Source organism: Curtobacterium sp. MCBD17_021 (assembly GCF_003234525.1).
In the GTDB taxonomy this organism is placed as follows: Bacteria; Actinomycetota; Actinomycetes; order Actinomycetales; family Microbacteriaceae; genus Curtobacterium.
The window spans coordinates 309489-329504 of the sequence record NZ_QKTS01000001.1 but is presented as its reverse complement, the minus strand read 5'-3'; the positions used below and the strand labels follow the sequence as shown (position 1 = coordinate 329504).

General features: G+C 72.8%; 20 protein-coding genes. 15 read left to right on the top strand and 5 right to left on the bottom strand.

All coding sequences use genetic code 11. The features are described 5' to 3' along the window. Window positions 1-17: 17 nt before the first annotated feature. Both DEI83_RS16165 and DEI83_RS01570 read right to left on the bottom strand, forming a co-directional pair. The gene (locus DEI83_RS16165) at window positions 18-266 is read right to left on the bottom strand and encodes a DUF1697 domain-containing protein (protein WP_258371005.1); all 249 of its coding nucleotides are present in this window, start codon (window positions 264-266) and stop codon (window positions 18-20) included. A gap of 38 nt (window positions 267-304) precedes the next feature. Beyond that, window positions 305-568, bottom strand: a complete 264-nt coding sequence (locus tag DEI83_RS01570) for a hypothetical protein (protein ID WP_111080042.1) — start codon at window positions 566-568, stop codon at window positions 305-307. A 135-nt stretch (window positions 569-703) separates the two neighbouring features. Between DEI83_RS01570 and DEI83_RS01565 the strand changes: the two genes are divergently transcribed. Continuing rightward, window positions 704-1159, top strand: coding sequence for a hypothetical protein (locus DEI83_RS01565; protein ID WP_111080041.1), 456 nt, complete (start codon window positions 704-706; stop codon window positions 1157-1159). Between the two features lie 29 nt (window positions 1160-1188). On the opposite strand, the gene DEI83_RS01560 is transcribed toward DEI83_RS01565, so the two are convergent. Continuing rightward, complete coding sequence (locus DEI83_RS01560; protein ID WP_111080040.1) at window positions 1189-2658, bottom strand: NCS2 family permease; 1470 nt, start codon at window positions 2656-2658, stop codon at window positions 1189-1191. A gap of 71 nt (window positions 2659-2729) precedes the next feature. Here DEI83_RS01560 and folE point away from each other — a divergent pair, with 71 nt between their 5' ends. From folE to DEI83_RS01535, 5 genes are all read left to right on the top strand, one after another. Continuing rightward, on the top strand, window positions 2730-3329 hold the full coding sequence (gene folE / locus DEI83_RS01555) for a GTP cyclohydrolase I (protein WP_220036745.1): 600 nt from the start codon (window positions 2730-2732) through the stop codon (window positions 3327-3329). Beyond that, window positions 3329-4270: a dihydropteroate synthase gene (folP, locus tag DEI83_RS01550; protein WP_111080038.1), complete on the top strand. Its 942-nt coding sequence runs from the start codon at window positions 3329-3331 to the stop codon at window positions 4268-4270. The genes folE and folP overlap by 1 nt, the downstream gene beginning before the upstream one ends. Next, window positions 4267-5013, top strand: coding sequence for a pyrimidine reductase family protein (locus DEI83_RS01545; RefSeq protein ID WP_258371004.1), 747 nt, complete (start codon window positions 4267-4269; stop codon window positions 5011-5013). Before folP ends, DEI83_RS01545 begins: the two co-directional genes overlap by 4 nt. 56 nt (window positions 5014-5069) lie before the next feature. Beyond that, entirely contained in the window at window positions 5070-5723 is a 654-nt protein-coding gene (locus DEI83_RS01540) for an HAD-IA family hydrolase (protein WP_111080036.1), read from the top strand. Between the two features lie 89 nt (window positions 5724-5812). Further along, window positions 5813-6361, top strand: a complete 549-nt coding sequence (locus DEI83_RS01535) for a type 1 glutamine amidotransferase domain-containing protein (protein WP_111080035.1) — start codon at window positions 5813-5815, stop codon at window positions 6359-6361. Between the two features lie 117 nt (window positions 6362-6478). Here the strand turns inward: DEI83_RS01535 and DEI83_RS01530 are convergent, their stop codons facing one another. Then, window positions 6479-7060, bottom strand: a complete 582-nt coding sequence (locus DEI83_RS01530; protein ID WP_111080034.1) for a molybdenum cofactor biosysynthesis protein — start codon at window positions 7058-7060, stop codon at window positions 6479-6481. Window positions 7061-7228: 168 nt separating this feature from the next. On the opposite strand from DEI83_RS01530, the gene DEI83_RS01525 reads away from it, so the two are divergent. The 5 genes from DEI83_RS01525 (at window position 7229) to DEI83_RS01505 (ending at window position 12899) form a co-directional block, all read left to right on the top strand. Further along, window positions 7229-8848, top strand: coding sequence for a DNA-3-methyladenine glycosylase 2 family protein (locus DEI83_RS01525; protein WP_111080033.1), 1620 nt, complete (start codon window positions 7229-7231; stop codon window positions 8846-8848). Beyond that, window positions 8845-9357, top strand: a complete 513-nt coding sequence (locus tag DEI83_RS01520; protein WP_111080032.1) for a methylated-DNA--[protein]-cysteine S-methyltransferase — start codon at window positions 8845-8847, stop codon at window positions 9355-9357. The genes DEI83_RS01525 and DEI83_RS01520 overlap by 4 nt, the downstream gene beginning before the upstream one ends. A 216-nt stretch (window positions 9358-9573) precedes the next feature. Then, a complete protein-coding gene (locus DEI83_RS01515; protein WP_181431021.1) occupies window positions 9574-10398 on the top strand; it encodes an alpha/beta fold hydrolase in 825 nt (274 codons plus the stop codon). A 19-nt stretch (window positions 10399-10417) separates the two neighbouring features. Continuing rightward, complete coding sequence (locus DEI83_RS01510; protein ID WP_111080030.1) at window positions 10418-11296, top strand: hypothetical protein; 879 nt, start codon at window positions 10418-10420, stop codon at window positions 11294-11296. Window positions 11297-11417: 121 nt separating this feature from the next. Next, window positions 11418-12899, top strand: coding sequence for an APC family permease (locus DEI83_RS01505; protein WP_111080029.1), 1482 nt, complete (start codon window positions 11418-11420; stop codon window positions 12897-12899). A 25-nt stretch (window positions 12900-12924) separates the two neighbouring features. Here DEI83_RS01505 and DEI83_RS01500 read toward each other — a convergent pair whose 3' ends face one another. Beyond that, window positions 12925-13752 (bottom strand): LysE/ArgO family amino acid transporter, encoded by an 828-nt coding sequence (locus tag DEI83_RS01500; RefSeq protein WP_111080028.1) that lies wholly within the window; start codon window positions 13750-13752, stop codon window positions 12925-12927. A gap of 69 nt (window positions 13753-13821) precedes the next feature. Here DEI83_RS01500 and DEI83_RS01495 point away from each other — a divergent pair, with 69 nt between their 5' ends. The 4 genes from DEI83_RS01495 to DEI83_RS01480 all read left to right on the top strand — a co-directional run bounded on the left by DEI83_RS01495 (window position 13822) and on the right by DEI83_RS01480 (window position 19966). Further along, window positions 13822-14745, top strand: coding sequence for a LysR family transcriptional regulator ArgP (locus DEI83_RS01495; protein WP_220036742.1), 924 nt, complete (start codon window positions 13822-13824; stop codon window positions 14743-14745). A gap of 429 nt (window positions 14746-15174) precedes the next feature. Then, entirely contained in the window at window positions 15175-17166 is a 1992-nt protein-coding gene (locus DEI83_RS01490) for a glycosyltransferase family 2 protein (RefSeq protein WP_111080027.1), read from the top strand. Next, window positions 17163-17903 carry an HlyD family efflux transporter periplasmic adaptor subunit gene (locus DEI83_RS01485; RefSeq protein WP_111080026.1) on the top strand — a complete coding sequence of 247 codons (741 nt, stop codon included), beginning with the start codon at window positions 17163-17165 and terminating at the stop codon, window positions 17901-17903. Before DEI83_RS01490 ends, DEI83_RS01485 begins: the two co-directional genes overlap by 4 nt. Beyond that, window positions 17900-19966 (top strand): glycosyl hydrolase, encoded by a 2067-nt coding sequence (locus DEI83_RS01480; RefSeq protein ID WP_111080025.1) that lies wholly within the window; start codon window positions 17900-17902, stop codon window positions 19964-19966. Before DEI83_RS01485 ends, DEI83_RS01480 begins: the two co-directional genes overlap by 4 nt. The last annotated feature ends 50 nt before the right edge of the window (window positions 19967-20016 follow it).

The window sequence follows — 20016 nt, the reverse complement described above, 5'->3', positions numbered from 1 at the left end:
TCCCGCAGGACCCGGGGTCAGAGGAGCTTGCGGAGGGTGTTCGTGTTCCGGGTCGTGGTGGTGCGCGCGGAGCGCCTGCTCGATCGCTGCCCGGAGCGCACGGGGGTCGGCAGCACCGCCGGTCGTGAAGTCGACGTTCCCCCCGACGCCAGGACCGTCCGGACGTCGGTGTGCCCGAGGGCCCGGAAGAGCTCGACCAGCTCGGCGCTGCGGATGGTGATCCCGTTCACGTTCACCCCGCGCAGGAGCGCCACCCACCTCGTCATGTCGTGACGGTGGCGCGGACCGGGCGCCTGGTCCACGGTCACGTCCACGTGCGGGCGACGCTCCAGCCGTCACCGTCCGGGACGATGTCGACCACCAGCGTCTCGCCGTCCTCCGCCGTGGCCTGGAAGCGCCACCCCGCGGTGCGTTCCGGGGCGTGGGTGATCGCGGTGGGCAGGTCGGTCGGGGTCGTGGTGAGCCGCGTCGGGACGTCGGTGACGCGCCAGCGCCGGCCGAGCCACACCAGTCGGACGGGTGCGCCGCCGGTCCACCACACCGTGGCAGCGGTGTCGACGATCATCATCAGGAGCCTCCTCGTTCGAACGTGTGTTCGAATGCTAGGTCGGCCCTCCGACAGCTGCAAGCGGCCCGGCGTGCCGCGTTCGTCCTCCGGAGCACGCCCAGGACGACGCGAGGAGCGATCGTGTAGACGAGCACCATGACGAACGACGACGGTCAGGGCCCCGACTCCGCGCACCAGCTCCCCGAGGGGGTGTCCGAGGCGACGATCGAGGCCCTGGGCAGCCTGTCAGCGGCCCTCGAGGTGATCGAACACGCCCGTGGGTTGCTCTACGGCTTCCACCGGCTGACCGGCACCGCGGACCTGGGCTTCGGCGAGGCGGTGGAGCAGCTGCGGAAGGCCGGGCACACCGAGCTCGCGGAGCGCATCGACACCGAGCTCGTCGGCCGCAACGTCATCGCCGGGCGGTGGACGTTCCAGATCGTCGAGGACTACGACGACGGCTACTACGCACTCGCGAAGGACCTCGAGCGGACCGCGCGCGAGCAGCTCGTCGACGGCAAGCGCCACCTGTTCGAGGCGAGCATGAAGGAGGACCGGCGCACGCCCGGCCAGCGCCACCACGAGGCGACGCCGGCGGACCTGACGGACTGATCCGGGCCTCCCGTCCGTCCCGGGCCGGGTCAGCCGACGCCGAGCAGCTGCTCCAGCGGGCCGCGGGCGAAGTACAGCAGGAAGCCGGCGGCGACGACGTACAGCAACCACGAGACCTGGCGGCCCTTGCCGGACAGCGCCTTGATGAGGACCCAGCTGATGAAGCCGGCACCGATGCCGTTCGCGATCGAGTAGGTCAGCGGCATCACGACGATCGTCAGGAACGCCGGCAGCGCCGACCCGAAGTCCGACCAGTCGATGTCCGCGACCTGCGCGACCATGAGCGCACCGACGACGACGAGCCCGGCGGCGGCGACCTCGAGCGGGACGACCTGGGTCAGCGGCGTGAGGAACATCGACGCCAGGAACAGCAGGCCGGTGACGACCGAGGCCATGCCCGTCCGGGCGCCCTCGCCGATGCCGGACGCCGAGTCGATGAAGACCGTGTTCGACGACACCGAGGCGCCACCACCGGCGATCGCACCGGCACCCTCGACGACGAGCGCGGCCCGGAGGCGCGGGAACGTGCCGTCCTGCTCCGCCACCCCGGCGGCCTTCGCCAGGCCGGTCATCGTGCCCATGGCGTCGAAGAAGTTCGTGAAGACGAGCGTGAAGACGAGCATCGACGCGGCGAGCGGGCCGATCCGGGCGAACGCACCGAAGTCGAACTGGCCGACCAGGGACAGGTCGGGCAGGGCGAACAGCGCGCTCGGCAGGCCGGGGGCGTTGAGGTTCCAGCCGGTCTTCGACTCCACCGAGGTCGGCACCTGGAACACGGCCTGCAGGATGATCGCGATGACGGTCGTCGCGACGATGCCGATGAGCAGCGCGCCCTTGACCCGGCGGGCCATGAGCGTGCCGATGATGACCAGGCCGATGAGGAACACGATCGTCGGCAGCGCCCCGACCGAGCCGTCCTCACCGAGCTGCAGCGGCGGCGACGCGAGCCCCGACGACCGCACGAAGCCGGAGTCGACGAGCCCGATGAACGCGATGAACAGGCCGATCCCCACCGTGATGGCGGCCTTGAGCTGCGCGGGCACGGCCGTGAAGATGAGCGTGCGGATCCCGGTCAACGCCAACAGCACGATGATGGCGCCGTTGATGACGACGAGTCCCATCGCCTCGGCCCACGTCACCTGCTGCACGACGCTCACGGCCAGGAACGAGTTGATCCCGAGGCCGGCCGCGATGCCGAACGGCAGGTTCGCGATGACGCCCATCGCGATCGTCATGAGTCCGGCGACGAGCCCGGTGGCCGCGGCCACCTGGGCGTTCTCGAGCCATCCGCCGCTGACGTCCTTGGCGGCCTGGTCGGCGCTGAACCCGCCGAGGATGAGCGGGTTGAGGATGACGATGTACGCCATCGTCACGAAGGAGACCACGCCACCCCGGACCTCGCGCGGGATCGTCGATCCGCGCTTGGTGATCGAGAAGAAGCGGTCGAGACCGGATGCGACGCTGTTCCGGGGCGGGCTGGATGTCTGCGGGGCGCTCACCGGTGGAGTTTAGAGGACGGGGTCAGGACCGCACCGCGCAGCCGGTGTTGGATGAGCGGGTGACGCAGCGCATGGACCGTGCCCGTGTCGAGGCCGCCGTGCGCGAGTTGCTGGCGGGCATCGGCGAGGACCCCGACCGACCAGGACTCGAACGCACCCCGCAGCGGGTGGCGGACGCGTACGCCGAGTTCTTCCACGGGCTCGACCAGGACGCGACGCAGATCGCCCGGGACGGCACGGTGCCCGCCGGCGACGGGGAGCGCGGTGACCTCGTGATCGTCCGCGACATCCTGTTCCGCTCGGTGTGCGAGCACCACCTGCTGCCCTTCCTCGGCACCGCGCACCTGGCGTACGCGCCCGGCGAACGGCTCATCGGCCTCGGGACGCTGGCGCGGGTGGTGGAGGCGCTGGCCTCCCGCCCGCAGCTGCAGGAGCGGCTCGGTGAGCAGGTCGTCGCGGCGGTGCAGGACGGGCTCGAGGCACGCGGCGTCCTGGTCGTGCTCGACGCCCAGCACCAGTGCGTGACGACCAGGGGGGAGCGCCAGACGAGCTCCACGACGGTGACCGTCGCGGCGAGCGGGACCCTCGCCGAGGCCGCGGGCCGTGCGGAGGCGATCGCGCTGATCGGTGCAGGCGCCGCTGCCGGGGCCGACCCCGGGACGGGCGCCTGATGCGCGCCGGCCTCGGCTCGGGCCTCCGGTCCGGTCCGTCCGGTGCACCCGGACCCGGCTGGGTCGTCCCGGACCTGCGCGCACCGGTCCGGACCATCGGCCACCGCACCTTCGACTTCGACTCCCGCATCGCCGTGATGGCGATCGTGAACCGCACCCCGGACTCCTTCCACGACCAGGGTCGGACCTTCGCCCTCGACCGTGCCGTCGAGGCCGCCGTCCTCGCAGCCGAGCAGGGCGCCGACTGGGTGGACATCGGCGGGGTGAAGTTCGCGCCCGGACCCGAGTTGTCCGCGACGGACGAGATCGACCGCGTCGTCCCCGTCGTCGAGCAGGTCGCGCAGCAGTCCGACGTCACGATCAGCGTCGACACGTTCCGGCCGGAGGTCGCCGCCGCCGCGATCGCCGCCGGTGCCAGCGTCGTCAACGACACCACCGGCCTGACCGACCCGCGGATGGCCGCCGTCGTCGCGGACTCCGACGCCACGATCGTCATCACGCACTCCCTCGCCGCACCCCGGCAGGAGTACCCGGAGCCGCAGTACGCCGACGTCGCCGGCGAGGTCGCGGCCTTCCTGCGCCTCCGCGTCGACCGGGCGCTCGCGGCCGGGATCCCCGAGGACCGGATCGTCGTCGACCCCGGGCACGACCTCAACAAGACCACCGTCCACACCCTCGAGCTGACACGACGGCTGCCGGAGGTGGTCGCGCTCGGCCACCCCGTCCTCGCCGCGGTGTCGAACAAGGACTTCGTGGGCGAGACCCTCGGCCGACCCCGCGGTGAGCGCCTGTCCGGGTCGCTGGCCGCCGCGACGATGAGCGCGATGCTCGGCGCGCGGATCGTCCGGATGCACGACGTCGCCGAGTCGGTCGACGCGATGCGCATGGTCGAGGCGGTGCTCGGCTGGCGGGAACCCCTGGAAGCGAGGCACAACACGTGACGCACCTGCCCGACTCCGTCGCCGACCTGTCCGACGACGACCTGCTCGCCGCCTACACGGACGGCGCCGAGGGCACGGCGGACGGCGGTTGGCTCCGGGTCAACTTCGTCAGCTCGCTCGACGGCTCCGCCACCGCAGCGGGGCAGTCCGGCTCGCTCGGTGGCCCCGACGACCTGCGCGTGTTCGACCTGCTGCGGCGGGTCGCCGACGTCGTCCTGGTCGCCGCGGGCACCGTCCGCGACGAGGGCTACGGCCCGATGCTCCTGCACGACGTCGACGTGGCCTGGCGTCGGGAGCACGGTCTGTCCGACCACCCGGTGTTCGCGATCGTCACGGGGTCGCTCGGCCTCGACCCGGCGTCGCGGGTGTTCACCGAGGCGCCGGTCCGGCCGCTCGTGCTCACGGCCACGTCGGCCGACCCCGAGCGACGACGTGCCCTCGAGGTCGTGGCCGACGTGGTGTCCTGCGGTGCGGACACCGTCGACCCGGTGCTCGTCCGGGCCGCCCTCGTGGAGCGCGGCCTCGGGCGGGTGCACTGCGAGGGCGGGCCGTCGTTCCTCGGGGCCCTGGTGGCGGCGGACCTGGTCGACGAGTTGTGCCTGTCGATCGACCCGTCGCTCGAGGGCGGGGCCGGTGGGCGCATCGTGCGCGGGTCGTCGCCGGGGCTGCGGTCGATGCGGCTGGCGCACGTGCTGCGCGGGGCCGGGGACGTGCTGTTGACGCGGTACGTGCGGGCGCGCTGACGGGCAGTGTCGGTCGCCGCGGGCCTCCCGGGGACGGCCGGCGGTAGGGTCGGCACGTGATCGACGTCGTGGTGTCCGGGGTCCTGTTCGACATGGACGGGACGCTCGTCGACTCGACCGCCGTCGTCGAGGGGGCGTGGGGACGGTTCGGCGCCGACCACGACCTCGACCCGCAGACGATCCTCGCCTTCTCGCACGGCCGTCAGACGATCGACACCATCCGGCAGTTCCTGCCGGACCTCGACCCGGACGAGCAGCGCCGGGTGGCACTCGAACTGGTCGACGACGAGGTCGAGAACACCGACGGCATCGTCGAGGTCCCCGGCGCCGGTGCCTTCGTCCGCCGGCTCCTCGCCGCCGGTGTCCCGGTCGCGCTCGTCACCAGCGCCCCGCGGGACCTCGCCCTGAACCGGATGCGCGCCGCCGACGTGCCCGTCCCGGACGCCGTGGTGGCCGCCGACGACGTCGAGCACGGCAAGCCACACCCGGACGGCTACCTGCGGGGCGCGGCCCTGCTCGGCCTCGCCGCTCCGGACTGCCTCGCCTTCGAGGACGCCCCGGCCGGACTGGAGGCCGCCATCGCCTCCGGTGCGACGACCGTCGCCGTCGGGCCACTCGCCGCCGAGGTCCCCGCCGGCCTCGCGCGCATCTCCGGGTACGACGAGGTCACCGTGACGGCCGAGGGCGACGGGTTCCGCATCCGCGGCTGAACGCGCGCTGCGCACTGCGAGCACGTCCAGCGGCGACCGACGACCGTGGTGTCCGCGGCCGGAGACCCCGGCCTGCGGAAGGAGTGACCATGGCAGCCCTCGACGGCAAGAAGATCCTCGTCATCGCGACGAACTACGGCGTGGAGCAGGACGAGATCGTCGTCCCCACCGACCAGCTCCGTGAGCGTGGCGCCACCGTGACCGTGGCCGCGAAGGAGTCCGGCTCGATCGAGACCCTCGTCGGCGACAAGGACCCCGGCGAGAGCGTCGACACCGACACCACCTACGACGGCGTCTCCGCCGCCGACTTCGACGCGCTCGTCGTCCCCGGCGGCACGATCAACGCCGACACCATCCGCCAGGACAGCACGGCGGTCGACCTCGTGAAGGCCTTCGTCGAGGCCGGCAAGCCGGTCGCGGCGATCTGCCACGGCCCGTGGACCCTGGTCGAGGCCGGTGTCCTGCCGGGTCGCACGATCACGTCGTTCCCGTCGCTGCAGACCGACGTGCGCAACGCCGGCGGGGAGTGGGTCGACCAGGAGGTCCAGGTCGACGAGACGGGCAGCACGATCATCACCTCGCGGAACCCCGGCGACCTGCCGGCGTTCGTCGACGCGATCCAGGCAGCACTCGCCTGACCCTCGCACCACGCGACATGGGCGGTCGCGCGCAACGGTGTTCCGTGGCGCGCTGCCGCCCACGTCGCGTCCCGCGGACCAGACAGCGAGCCGGCGGGCCGACCAGCCGGCGCCCCGTCAGTCGGCGCCCACGTCAGCGGCGGGGACCGGGTCGGCGGTGCGGAGCACCGCCGTGCCGAGGGTGAGCACGCCGTCGGACTCCGGGTCGCACCGGACGCCGCCGTGCCCGCGCATCGCGCGGAACGCCCCCGGAGCCACCTCGGTGTCCATCCACGCGCACGGGTTCGCCGGCCGGTAGCCGCGGAACAGCACGGGCCCGTCACCGGTGTCGAGCGAGAACGGCACCCCGCGCAGGGCCTCGACGTCGACCCCGCGCAGGAACACGTTGCGCCTCGTCGACGCCAGGTCGATCGGTGCGCCCAGCTCGCGGCCGGCCTGCTCGAGCCCCTCGACGCCGATCACCGTCACCGAGGCGTGCACGTGCGCCCGGGCTGCGAAGTACCGGTCGCCGACGATCCCGAGTCCGGCGCGGAGCTCGATGCGGTCGCGGAGCTCCTGCTCACCCGGCTGCGGAGGAGCGGCCCCGTCGGCCGGACGTCCCTCGTAGCGGTGCCGCCGGGAGGCCAGGAGCATCACCACCTCGACCGCGCGGGCATGCGGCAGCGCCTCGGACGCAGCCGTGTCGGAACCGGGACCCATGCGGACGACGGTAGTCGTGCCTCCCGGCCGGAGCAGTCGGGTCAGCCCGTCCGGCGCCTGGACCCGACGATCCGGCACCCGCACCCGCCGGGCGGGCGCGGCGCCCCGTCCGCTGCGACGTCCGATTCCCGCCAGTCCGGTGTCACCTGCCCGTGCCAGGCTGACCGCATGACGACGACCGGAGCCGAGGCGCTGCACGACGAGCGCTACCGCATCGCCGCGTCACGGGACGCCCGGTTCGACGGACAGTTCGTCACCGCGGTGCACTCCACCGGCATCTACTGCCGGCCGAGCTGCCCGGCACGGACCCCACGATCCACCGGCGTCACCTTCTACCGGACGAGCGCCGCCGCGCACCTGGCCGGGTTCCGTGCCTGCCGTCGCTGCCTGCCCGAAGCGACGCCCGGCAGCCCGGAGTGGGACCTGCGCGAGGACGTCGCCGGCCGGGCGATGCGCCTGGTGGTCGACGGCGTCGTCGACCGGGAGGGCGTCCCCGGCCTCGCCAGCCGCGTCGGGTACTCCGAGCGGCAGCTCAACCGGATCATGACCGAGGAGCTCGGCGCCGGACCGAAGGCCCTCAGCAGCGCGCACCGGGCGCAGACGGCCCGCACGCTGCTCACCGCCTCCGACCTGTCCATCGCCGACGTCGCCTTCGCCGCGGGGTTCACGAGCATCCGCCAGTTCAACGACACCGTCCGCGAGGTCTTCGCACTCACCCCCACCGAGCTCCGCGCCCGTCGTCGGTCCGCCCCGAGCGCGGACGGCGCGCTGCGCGTGCACCTGCCGGCGCGCCCGCCGTTCGACGCGCAGGGCCTGCTCGAGTGGCACGCGCTGCACGCGCTCGCCGGCATCGAACAGGTCGGGACCACGGCCGCCGGACGGGTCGCGTCCTACGGGCGCCTGCTCGACCTGCCGGGAGGCCCCGCTTGGTTCCGCGCGTCGGCCGCCGACCCCGACGTGGCCGCGTCGAGCGCGGGGCGCCGGACGGACGGCCGTGGACGCACCGGCCTCGACCTGCTCGTGCGGCTGACCGACCTGTCCGACCTGCCGACGCTCGTGGCCCGGGTCCGGGCGCTCTTCGACCTCGACGCCGACCCGGTGGCGGTGGACTCGGCACTCGCCGCGGTGCCCGAGCTCGCACCCGTCGTCCAACGGGTCCCCGGCATGCGGCTGCCGGGCGCGGTGGACCCGCACGAGGTCGTGTTCCGCACCCTCATCGGCCAGCAGGTGTCGGTCGCCGCGGCCCGGACGGCGCAGACCCGGCTCGTCGCGGCGCTCGGGGCGCCGGTGCCGGACGGACTCGTGCCGGACGGGTCCGGGCCGGACGGGTCCGGGCCCGACGAGCCCGGCGCGCGCCTGTTCCCGCGGGCCGCGGTCATCGCAGAGCGCGGGCACGAGGTCCTCCGCGGCCCCGCCGCCCGGGTGGACACGATCATGCGCGTCGCGGCTGCCCTCGTGGACGGGTCGCTCGTCGTCGACGGCGGCCAGTCCCTCGACGACCTGCGATCCGGGCTGCTCGCCGTCAAGGGCATCGGGCCGTGGACCGCCGACTACGTGGCGCTCCGGGTCCGACACCACCCCGATCTCTTCCTCCACAGCGACCTCGCGGTACGGAACGGCGCACAGGAGCTCGGACTGCCCGGGACGGCGCGCGAGCTCTCTCTATGGTCGGAACGGGTGGCGCCCTGGCGCAGCTACCTGACGATGCACTGCTGGCGGCCGATCATCGATCGCGCGATGGACCGGACCGCAGCGACCTCCACGAACTCCGGGAAGGAACCCCGATGACCGACGCCGTCCTGGCCACCCTCTCGACCCCCGACGGACCGTTCACGGTGCTCGAGGACGACCGAGGTCGGGTCCTCGCCTCGGGGTGGACCGCCGACCCGGAGCGGGTCCTCGCCCGGATCGCCGAGCGACACCGCCCCACCCGGGTCCTCGACGGACACGTCGCCGCGGCGGACGCGGTCGACGCCTACTACGCGGGCGAGACCGACCACGTCATGCAGGTGCCCGTCCACCAGGTCGGAACCGACCTCTTCGCCGAAGGGTGGCGGCGGCTGCGGGACGTGCCCGCCGGCACGACCCTGACCTACACCGCCTTCGCGAGCGCGATGGGTCGACCGGACGCCGTACGGGCCGCCGCGAGCGTCTGCGCCCGGAACGCCCCGGCGCTGTTCATCCCCTGCCACCGCGTGCTCCGGTCGGACGGCTCCCTGGGTGGCTTCGCGTGGGGGCTCGACGTCAAGCGCGCACTCCTCGAACGGGAATCCGTCAGCGTCGACGCGCTGGTCTGACCGGTCGCCGTCGGCGCGGCCGTCCACAGGGTCCACAGAGCGCTCCCCCAGGACGCGGGTGGTGACGCGGGACGATCCGCCTGTCAGACTCGCGACGACGGCGTGGCCCATGACCACCGAGGGCCGTGATCAGCGTCGCCCGTGATGCGCGTGGCACCGACCAGTGCCGCTCGGCCGGGGACGACCCACCCGCCGTCGGGACCGAACGAGGACGCCATGACGACCACCGCCGAACGATCGGTGCTGTCTCCGGACGGCACGCGGATCGCGGTGTCGTCGAGCGGTTCGGGTCCAGCGCTCGTCCTCGTCGGCGGGGCCTTCGACCATCGGGGCACCCCGTACGTCGACGCGATCGTGGCGACGTTCTCGGACCGGTACCGGGTCGTGACGTACGACCGCCGTGGGCGGGGCCAGAGCGGTGACACCCGGCCGTGGTCGGTCGAGCGCGAGGTCGAGGACCTCGCCGCGGTCGTCGCCGACGTCGGCGCACCGGTCGACCTGCTCGGCATCTGCGTGGGTGCCGCCGTGGTCCTGCACGCGGTCGCCGCCGGTGTCCCCGCGGGGCGCGTCGTCCTCTACGAGCCGCCCTACCGCGCCAGTGTCGACGCCCACGCGGACGACGTCCTGTTCGCCGACCGGCTCGACGAGATGATCGCCGGCGGACGCCGAGCGGCAGCGGTCCGCGCCTACCTGACCCGGGTGCTCGGCGTGCCGATGCTGCAGGTCTCCGCCGTGCCCCTCAAACCGAAGCTCTGGAAGGCGCTGCTCGCCGACGCCGCCGTGCTCGGCCGCGACGTCCGGGTCCTCGGCGGACTCGTCGTGCCCGAGCGGGTGCTCGCCGCCATCGGCGTCCCGGTGCTCGTCGCGGCCGGCACCGCGGGGGCGGTGTGGGCGCGCGGCGCTGCCCGAGCGGTGGTCGACACCGTGCCCGGCTCCACGTCCGTGGTCCTCGAAGGACAGGGGCACGTGCCGGATCCCGCCGTCCTCCGGGGCGCCGTCGACGCGTTCCTGCTCGGCGAACGCAGCCCCGACCCGCACTGACCTGCGCCAGGATGGACGGGTGAACGCACCCCGCCTCGGACTCCTGCTCGACGTCGACGGCCCGATCGCCAGCCCGCTCTCGCGGACCATCGCGATCCCGAGCATCATCGAGGACCTCGTCGCGCTCGCCGCGGAGGGCGTCCCGGTCGTGTTCAACACCGGTCGGAGCGACGCCTTCATCCGCGAGCAGGTCGTCGGGCCGCTCCTCGCCGGGGGACTGGCAGCGGGCGGCCGCGTGCACGCCGTCTGCGAGAAGGGCGCCGTGTGGTGCTCCATCGGGCCGCAGTTCCCGGACGGCATGGGCGAACTCACCGTCGCCGACGACCTGGCGCTGCCGCGGGACTTCGCGGACGAGATGCGGGACCTGGTCCGGGACGAGTACGCCGACCTGGTGTTCTTCGACGAGACGAAGCGTGCGATGGTGTCGATCGAGCAGCTGGTCGAGGTCGACAACGCGGCCTACCTGGCACGGCAGCCGTCGTTCGACGCCCAGGCGATGGCGGCGCTCGAGCGTCGCGGACTCGGCGTGCGGCGACTGGACGACGTCCGACCCGACGAGCACGGCGCAGTGGACTGGCGTGTCGACCCGACGATCATCTCGACCGACATCGAGTCCGACCGGAGCGGCAAGGACCTCGGCGCCGAACGGGCGCTCGAGCTCCTCGCCGCGGACGGCGCCCTGCCGCTCGAGTGGCGGACGGTCGGCGACTCCCGGAGCGACTACGCGATGGCGGACTGGCTGCACGCGAACGGTCACCGCGTCGCGCACGTCGACGTCCGGCCGGCCGACGGGGTCCCCGAGACGCCGTACCGCGTCCTCACCGCACCCGACGGCGTCATCCACGACGAGGCCGGCGCCCGCTTCCTCCGCGGGTGGCGCGAGGGGCACGAGGTCTGACCCGCACCGAAGGGCACGAAGCCTGACCCGCACAGTGTGACGGGGTGACTCCCATTTGCGGCAGCAAGCGGTATACCACTACCCTTCCCGGGTCCGCCTGCTCCGATGACGGGAACGTCCCATGGCCCTCCGCACCAAGTCCATCGAGGCGTCGCTCGCCGACGCCGACGAGAAGGGGCGCTCCCTCAAGCGCTCCCTGAAGACGTTCGACATCGCCGCGATGGGGATCGCCGTCGCGGTCGGTGCCGGCATCTTCTCGGTCGGGGCGAACGCCGCCGCGAACTTCGCCGGCCCCGGCGTCATCATCTCGTTCATCCTCGCCGCGGTCACGTGTGGCCTCGCGATCATGTGCTACGCCGAGTTCGCCTCGACGATCCCGGTCGCCGGCTCCGCGTACACGTTCACCTACGCCACGATGGGCGAGCTGCTCGCGTGGATCGTCGGGTGGGACCTCATCCTCGAGACCCTGACGGCCAGCGCCGTGATCGCGAAGTACTGGGGCATCTACCTCAGCACCGCGTTCGACGTCTTCGGCATCACACTGCCGAGCACCATCGCGGTCGGCCCGATCGGCTTCACCTGGGGGCCGGTGCTCATCGTCGGTGTCTTCACCGCACTGCTGGCCTTCGGCACCCGCCTGTCGAGCCGGGTCTCCGCGGTGATCACGATCATCAAGGTCGCGATCGTCCTGTTCGTCATCGTCGTCGGCGCCTTCTTCGTCAAGGCCGCGAACTTCACGCCGTTCATCCCCGAGGCCGAGCCGGCCAAGGGCGCCGAGGGCAGCGTCTGGACCCAGTCGCTGGTGTCCTTCGCCACCGGGTCCGAGCCCGCGCAGTACGGCGTCTTCGGCTTGCTCGCCGCCGCGTCCCTGGTGTTCTTCGCGTTCATCGGCTTCGACGTCGTCGCGACCAGTGCCGAGGAGACCGAGAACCCGCAGAAGACGCTGCCGCGCGGCATCTTCATCGGCCTGGGCATCGTCACGCTCCTCTACGTGGGCGTCAGCATCGTCATCACCGGCATGGTCTCCTACCAGCAGCTCGCCCAGGAGGAGGCACCGTCACTCGCCTCGGCCTTCGACCTCGTCGGCCTGCCGTGGGCCGCCGGCATCATCGCGATCGGCTCGCTCATCGGACTCACCACGGTGGTCATGGTGCTGCTGCTCGGGTTGTCCCGCATCGTCTTCTCCATGAGCCGCGACGGCCTCCTGCCGCGCTGGTTCTCGGTGACGAACCCGAAGACGCAGACCCCGGTCCGCGTGCAGGTCGTCGCGGGCGTCATCGTGGCGTTCCTCGCCGGGTTCACGCCGGTCGAGAACCTCGAGGGCATGATCAACATCGGGACGCTCTCCGCCTTCGTCCTCGTGTCGATCGGCATCATCGTGCTCCGCAAGTCCCGCCCCGACGCGCCGCGTGCGTTCCGCGTGCCGTGGTCGCCCGTCATCCCGATCCTGTCCGCCGTGCTGTGCTTCTGGCTGATGCTCAACCTCGAGGTCGAGACGTGGCTCCGCTTCGTCGTCTGGCTCGCCATCGGGTTCGCGATCTACTTCGGCTACAGCCGCCGCAACAGCCGGGTCGGCCAGGACCTGCGCCAGCAGTCCCGCTGACCGCCTCCTCGGCGTCGACGGCCCGTCAGGCGCCGAGGAGCAGCGTCAGCCCGAAGGCCAGCATCACCACCGCGACCAGGGCGTCGAACACCCGCCAGGTCACCGGCTTCGCGAACAGCAGCCGCAACAGCCGCCCGCCGAAGCCGAGCGCGCCGAACCACAGGCAGCTCGCGGCCACGGCGCCGACGGTCCACCACCAGCGGTCGTCCGGCCCCTGCTGGTTCGCGACGGACCCGAGGAACACCAGCGTGTCCAGGTAGACGTGCGGGTTCGCCCACGTGAAGACGAGCATCGTCAGGACCGCGGCGCGCATCGTCGGTCCGCCTGGCCCGGAGCGGACCGGCCCGGAGTCGACCAGTCTGGAACCGACCGGGCCGGCGCCGACCAGTCCGGAGTCGACCCGGCCGGGAGGCGCGGGGCGGCCCCGCGACGCAGGTGCGGCCTCCAGGGTGTGCCCCGACACCGCGTCGGTGGTCCCGCTCCCGTCCGCGTCCACCGCGGCCGCGACGGGGACGCCGTCCTCCGCTGCGCGGTCGTCCAGGCGGATGGCGTCCCCGGACGGCCGCAGCGCCCGCCGGGCCGCGAGCACCCCGTACGTGATCAGGAACGCGGCCCCGACGAACCGGATGACGAGCAGCGCAGCGGGCACCCGCTCGACGACCGCGCCGACGCCGAGCACCCCGGCGACGATGAGGGCCGCGTCCGACAGGGCGCAGACGCCGACCGCCACGGCGACCACGCCGAGGCGTGCGCTGACCGCGAGCCGGAGCAGGTAGGTGTTCTGCACCCCGATCGCCACGATGAGGGCCAGACCGGTCCCGAGGCCGGAGAGGACGGGGAGGAGTGCGGTCACAGGGGAACCGTACGACCGGACCCCGCCACCAGGCCAGCTCACGTTCCTGGTCGGCCGTAAGCTGCGCTCATGGTGCACCTCCAGCGCGACCACCTCGAGACCCTCCTCGCCGCGGTCGATGCCGGCACCTTCGAAGCCGCGGCGCGCGAGCTCGCGATCACCCCGTCGGCGGTGTCGCAGCGGGTGAAGGCCATGGAGCAGCTCGTCGGACGTGTCCTGCTGCAGCGGACCACACCGATCAGCCCGACGCGGGACGGCGAGGTCGTGCTCCGGCACGCGCGCCAGGTGCGACTGCTGGACGAGGAGACCTCGCGGGCACTCGACGTCGCCGACGCGACGGTGCCCGGGCGGACGCCCTCGATCCCGCTCGCCGTCAACGCGGACTCGCTCGCGACCTGGTTCCTCGACGCCCTCGCCCTGGTCCGCCGCGACACCGAGGTGGTGTTCGACCTGCACCGCGAGGACCAGGACCGCACCGCGGAGCTCCTCCGCGCCGGCACGGTGATGGCAGCGGTCACGGCCGAGTCGGAGCCCGTGCAGGGCTGCTCGTCGGTGCCGCTCGGCGTCGACCGGTACCGGGCCGTGGCGTCGCCGGCGTTCGTCACCCGCTACCTCGCCGACGCCGACACCGAGCGGCGCATGACGGCCCGTCTCGACCGGGTGCCGCTCGTGGACTACGACCGTGACGACGACCTCCAGCAGGGGTTCCTCCGGCGGGTGCTCGGGCACGCTCCCCGCGGCCCCCGGCACTTCGTCCCGAACTCCGCGGACTTCGCCCGCGCCGTCGGGCTCGGGTTCGGATGGGGCCTCCTGCCCGAGGCGCAATGCCTCGACGCCCTCCGGTCGGGCGCACTCGTCGAGCTGACGCCCGGCCGGCGGGCGGACGTGGCGCTCTGGTGGCAGCGCTGGAACCTGGCGTCCCCGCTGCTCGAACGCGTCACCGAGGCCGTCCGGGCGGTCGCGGCGGAGCGGCTGCACCCCGCTCGGGCGTGACGGCCGGGTCGGCGTCGCTCCGTGCGCCCGTACCCATGACGCGCCCGTGACGCGCCCGTGGCGGCGGATGTCCGCGGAACGCACGGCCAGCACCACGACGCGCCCGTGGCCCCCGCCCAGGGGGTGTGTTCACACGATCGTCACATGCCGGCTCCGACCGGTGACGTACGATCAGCACCACCGACGGCGCGGGCCGTCGGCAGCTCGACCCGACATCACCGAACACGGTCACGCCTCCCGAGGGCGGGCCCCCTCCGGTGCACGCCGCACCCACGGCGAGCACCGTGCCACGGACGAGGAACCCTAGCCTCCGTCCGCGCCGGACCACTGCGTCCGGGTCCTGTCGCCACCGTCGCCGACACCCGTCATCCGTCGTGCCCCCGCGAGCACGGCGGACTGACATCTCCGACACCCGACAGGAGAACGCGCATGTCCGCACCCACGGACGTCCGGCGACCCCGGACGACCTCTGCACCCCCGACCGAACCCGACGACCGCACCGTGATCGAGGTCCCGGCCGACGGGGACCCCCGTCGCCGGCCCGGCCGTCGGTCCTTCTCCGGCAGCGGCGCCGTCGACGCCGCAGCCCGCCGCCCCGAGCGTCGGACCGGCCGGCCGGCCGAGCGGCCGGACCGCTCGACCGAGCAGCCCGGCGGCCGCGCCGAGGCGACCCCCGCGCGCCGCACCCGCGCCGACACCCGGGCCCACAGCCCCGTCATGGTGCTCATCGTGCTGCTGGCCACGCTCGGCGTCGTCACGTACGCGGTGTTCCTGCTCAACCCCGCCAACCGCGGCGACTTCCTGCCGTACGGCCTCGTCATCGTCGCGGAGAGCGTCCTCGTCGGGCAGTCCCTGCTGTCGATGTGGACGATCCTGTCCGGGGGCTCCGACCCGCGCGACTTCGCGTTCCACAACACCCAGGACACGCTGTTCGACCTCGACCAGATCGACCGCGACGGGCTCGCCGAGCGCAGCCACCTCTGGCCGATGCGCGTCCGCGGCAAGCAGGTCGTCGTCGACGTGTTCATCACCGTGTACGGCGAGGAACTGACGAAGATCGCCGCCACGGTCGCCGCGGCGGTCGCGATGCGCGGCGAGCACCGGACGTGGGTCCTCGACGACGGCCGGAGCGACGACGTCCGTGCGCTCGCCGACCGCCTCGGTGCCCGGTACGTCCGGCGCCTGTCCTCGAACGGCGCGAAGGCGGGCAACATCAACCACGCCCTGACCCTGGCGAAGGGCGACTACTTCGCGGTCTTCGACGCCGACTTCGTGCCGGGCAAGGACTTCCTGTTCGAGACCGTGCCGTTCTTCGCGGACGGGTCGATCGCGTTCGTGCAGACCCCGCAGACCTACGGCAACCTGCACAACCTCGTCTCCCGCGGCGCCGGCTACATGCAGACGGTGTTCTACCGCTTCATCCAGCCCGGGCGGAACCGGTTCAACGCAGCCTTCTGCGTGGGGACGAACGTCATCTTCCGGCGTGCGGCGATCGACGACGTCGGCGGCATCCACACCGACTCGAAGTCCGAGGACGTCTGGACGAGCCTGCACCTGCACGAGCGCGGCTGGAAGTCGGTCTTCATCCCGATGACGCTCGCGGTCGGCGACGCCCCGGAGACGATCGAGGCGTTCAGCAAGCAGCAGCTCCGCTGGGCCACCGGCGGGTTCGAGATCCTGCTCACGCACTTCCCGTTCAACCCGAAGCGCAAGCTGACGATGGACCAGCGCCTGCAGTACTTCGTGACCGCGAGCTTCTACCTGACGGGCATCGTCCCCGGGCTGCTGCTGCTCGTCCCGCCGCTGGAGATCTTCTTCGACCTCCGCCCGATGAACATGTCGATCGGCGTCGGTGAATGGGTGCTGTTCTACCTCGGCTTCTACCTCATGCAGGTCGTCCTGGCCTTCTACGCCCTCGGGTCGTTCCGCTACGAGACGCTGCTGCTCGCCGCCGTCTCGTTCCCGATCTACGCCCGAGCGCTCTGGAACGTCCTGTGCGGGAAGGAGCAGGCCTGGCACGTGACGGGAGCGGGACGCGGTCGGGCACCGTCGCCGTTCAACTTCATCGTGCCCCAGGTGCTCGTCTTCGTGTTCCTGTCCCTGACGAGCGTCGTCGCGATCTGGCGTGACGTGTCGAACGGACAGCTGACCCTGGCGACGGCGTGGAACATCACGAACTCGCTCATCTTCGGCGCCTTCATCATCACCGCGTTCCGCGAGCAGTCGGCGGGCCGCCGTGCCGCCCGCGAGGAGCGCGACGCCGACACCGCCCCGGTGTTCGTGCTCGCCACGGTCGGCCTCGAGCCGGCGCCCGCCCTGCGGACCCAGGTGGTCCGCCCCGACGCGCTGCAGTCCGCACGCGACGTCATCACCGCCAGCGCCGCCGCCGGCACCCCGACGCCCGTGGAGGTGGCTTCGTGACCTGGACCAACCGGCTCCGCCTGTACGGCGGCATCGTGCTCGTACTCGTCCTCGTGGCGGCGTGCACGCTCGTCTTCAACCAGCGCCGGAGTGCGGTGGCGAGCACCTCGGCCGCGATCACCGCGCAGGAGTACGCCGTCGGCACCGACTACGGCGGCACCGTCACCGAGGAGTACGTCGAGGAGGGCGACACCGTCCGCGAGGGGCAGGAGCTCATGCAGGTCCAGAGCCTGCAGCTCGCGCAGGACATCCGGAAGGGCGTCGTCGGAGCGAACACGACGACCAGCGCCTACGAGATCGAGTCCGACGGACTCATCACGTTCAAGGCGGAGGTCTCCGGCACCGTCGCGACGCTCGACGTCAAGGCCGGCGGTTACGTGCAGGCGGGTGCCGAACTCGGCACGATCCACAAGGCGCAGAGTCTGTTCGTGACGTCCGAGTTCCTCGTCAGCCCCCGCGACTACGGCCGGATCACCGACGGTGCGACGGTCGACCTGCTCCTGCCCAACGACCGGTCGATCGAGGGCACGGTCGAGGACGTCAGCGTCGTCACGGACGCCGACGGCCAGGCGAAGACGACCGTGTCGGTGGAGAGCCCGGAGCTGTCCGCCTCGCCGTCCTCGGGCGTCACGAGCCCCGGCACCCCGGTGGACGCGACCCTGCACCTCCGGGACGACGGTCGGCTGTCCGGCGTGACCGACGGGTTCCGCGACTTCCTCCGGCAGATCGGGCTGTGAGCGTGCGGCTCCGTGCCGGCGCCGTCGCCCTCGTGGCCGCGTCCGCCCTGTTGCTCACCGCCTGCACCGGGACCGAGACCGGGACGGGAGGCGCGGACCGCGCCACCGGGACCGCGTCACCCACCGTGGACGGTGCAGCCCAGCAGCGCGCCGTCACCGCACTCGGCTCGGTCGCGGAGACGACGGCGGGCACGATGCGCCTCGCCGACGGACTGGTCCCACCGACGAACCGGTGGTTCTCGGGCCTCGTGTACGGCGACGCCCCGCAGCCGGTCTTCCCGACCCCGATCTCGTGGCAGGTGACCGACGACGGCTTCGCGGCCGGGCTGCCGGTCGTCAGCGCGACCGAGAAGACGATCGCCGGCGGCGCCGTGCAGCAGGTCGGGCTCGACCTCGGCGCCGACCGGACCCTGGTGTCCGCGTACGACCAGGTCTCGGTGACCGTCGAACACCGCGCGGGTGCCACCGTCCTCGGACGCACGGTGCTCGCGCAGGGGTCGCCCCTCGTCTCGTACACCGCCGAGGGTCCCCAGACCGTGACCGTCACGGGAGCGGTGACCGGCACGGGCGACGGACCCGACGGCACCACGACGGGCACCATCGCCGCCGACGGCCGGACCTGGGGCGTCGTCACGAGCGGGGAGGTCGACGGCAGGTCGATCCGTCTCGCGGCGGACGGCTCGGTGGTGCTCTTCCCGGTCCCCGACGACGCGACCACGAAGCAGGTGCAGGCACTCTCGGCCGCAGCGGCGTCCCCGCTGCAGCAGGTGACGCTCGCCCGTTCGTCCACCGAGTCGGGGAGCGACGGAGTGCAGCGGACGGCGCTCGGCTACCGCACGGCCGCGACGGGGAAGACGGTCATCGTCCCCCAGCCCGGCCAGGGCGCGACCGGGCTGCGGTGCACCGGACTGCACTACGCCACGATCACCGGCGACGCACCCGTCTGCATCGGTGACGTGCTCCGGTTCTCGGCTCCGAGCCTCCCGGCCGATGACGAGCTGGACCTGTCCGGCCTGACGTCGTCGCAGCGCGACACGCTCGTCGCCCAGGTCCGTGCGGACGCGGGCGGCGTCTCGGAGGCGTCGTTCGGCGCGGACAGCTACGGCGGTGGCAAGGACCTGTACCGCGTCGCGAACCTGTACCGGCTCGCCACCCAGCTCGACCTGGACGACGTGGCCACGGGGCTGCAGCAGCAGCTCGTCACCCAGATCGACCAGTGGACCGACCCGGACGGCTGCGGCGTCAGCGGCACCCGGTGCTTCCTGTACGACGACACGGTGAAGGGCCTCGTCGGCCAGGCGCCGTCGTACGGCTCGGACGAGTTCAACGACCACCACTTCCACTACGGGTACCTGCTGTCCGCGGCGGCCATCGTGGCGGACGGTTCGGACGACCTCGTCGCGGAGTGGAAGCCGGTGCTCGACCTGGTCGCCGCGGACATCGCGTCCCCGGCGGCCACGGAGTCCTTCCCCGAGCTCCGCGTGTACGACCCCTACGCGCAGCACTCGTGGGCCTCCGGGTACTCGCCGTTCGCCGACGGGAACAACCAGGAGTCGTCCTCCGAGGCGGTCTCGGCCTGGAACGGGCTCGCCCGCTGGGGCGCCGTCTCCGGCTCCCGCGCCACCGAGGAACTCGGCGACTGGCTGCTCGCGAACGAGGCCGTGTCCGCGCAGCGGGACGTCCTCGACCCGGACCTGCGGGCGTTCCCGGGCTTCGAGCACACCGTCGTCTCGCTGAACTGGGGCGGCAAGCGGGACCACGCCACGTGGTTCAGCGCGGACCCGGCGGCTCCGGCGGGCATCGAGCTCATCCCGATGCCCGCCGTCGCCGCGGACTACGTGGCCGCCGGTGGTGAGGAACAGATCGCGAAGGTGCTCCGGGAGGCCGTGCCGGAGGGCGACTACGCCGTGCAGTTCGGGGACTACCTGCTCATGTACCGGGCGCTCGCGTCCGGAGCCGAGGCGGAGGCCGCCCTCGACGCGGCACGGGACCTGCCGGCGGAGGACATCGACACCGGCAACACCCGGTCCTACCTGCTCGCCTGGATCATGGCGCGCGGGTAGCGGACGCCGGACCGGGAGCGTGGTCGGGGGACGCGCTCCTGGGCTCCGGC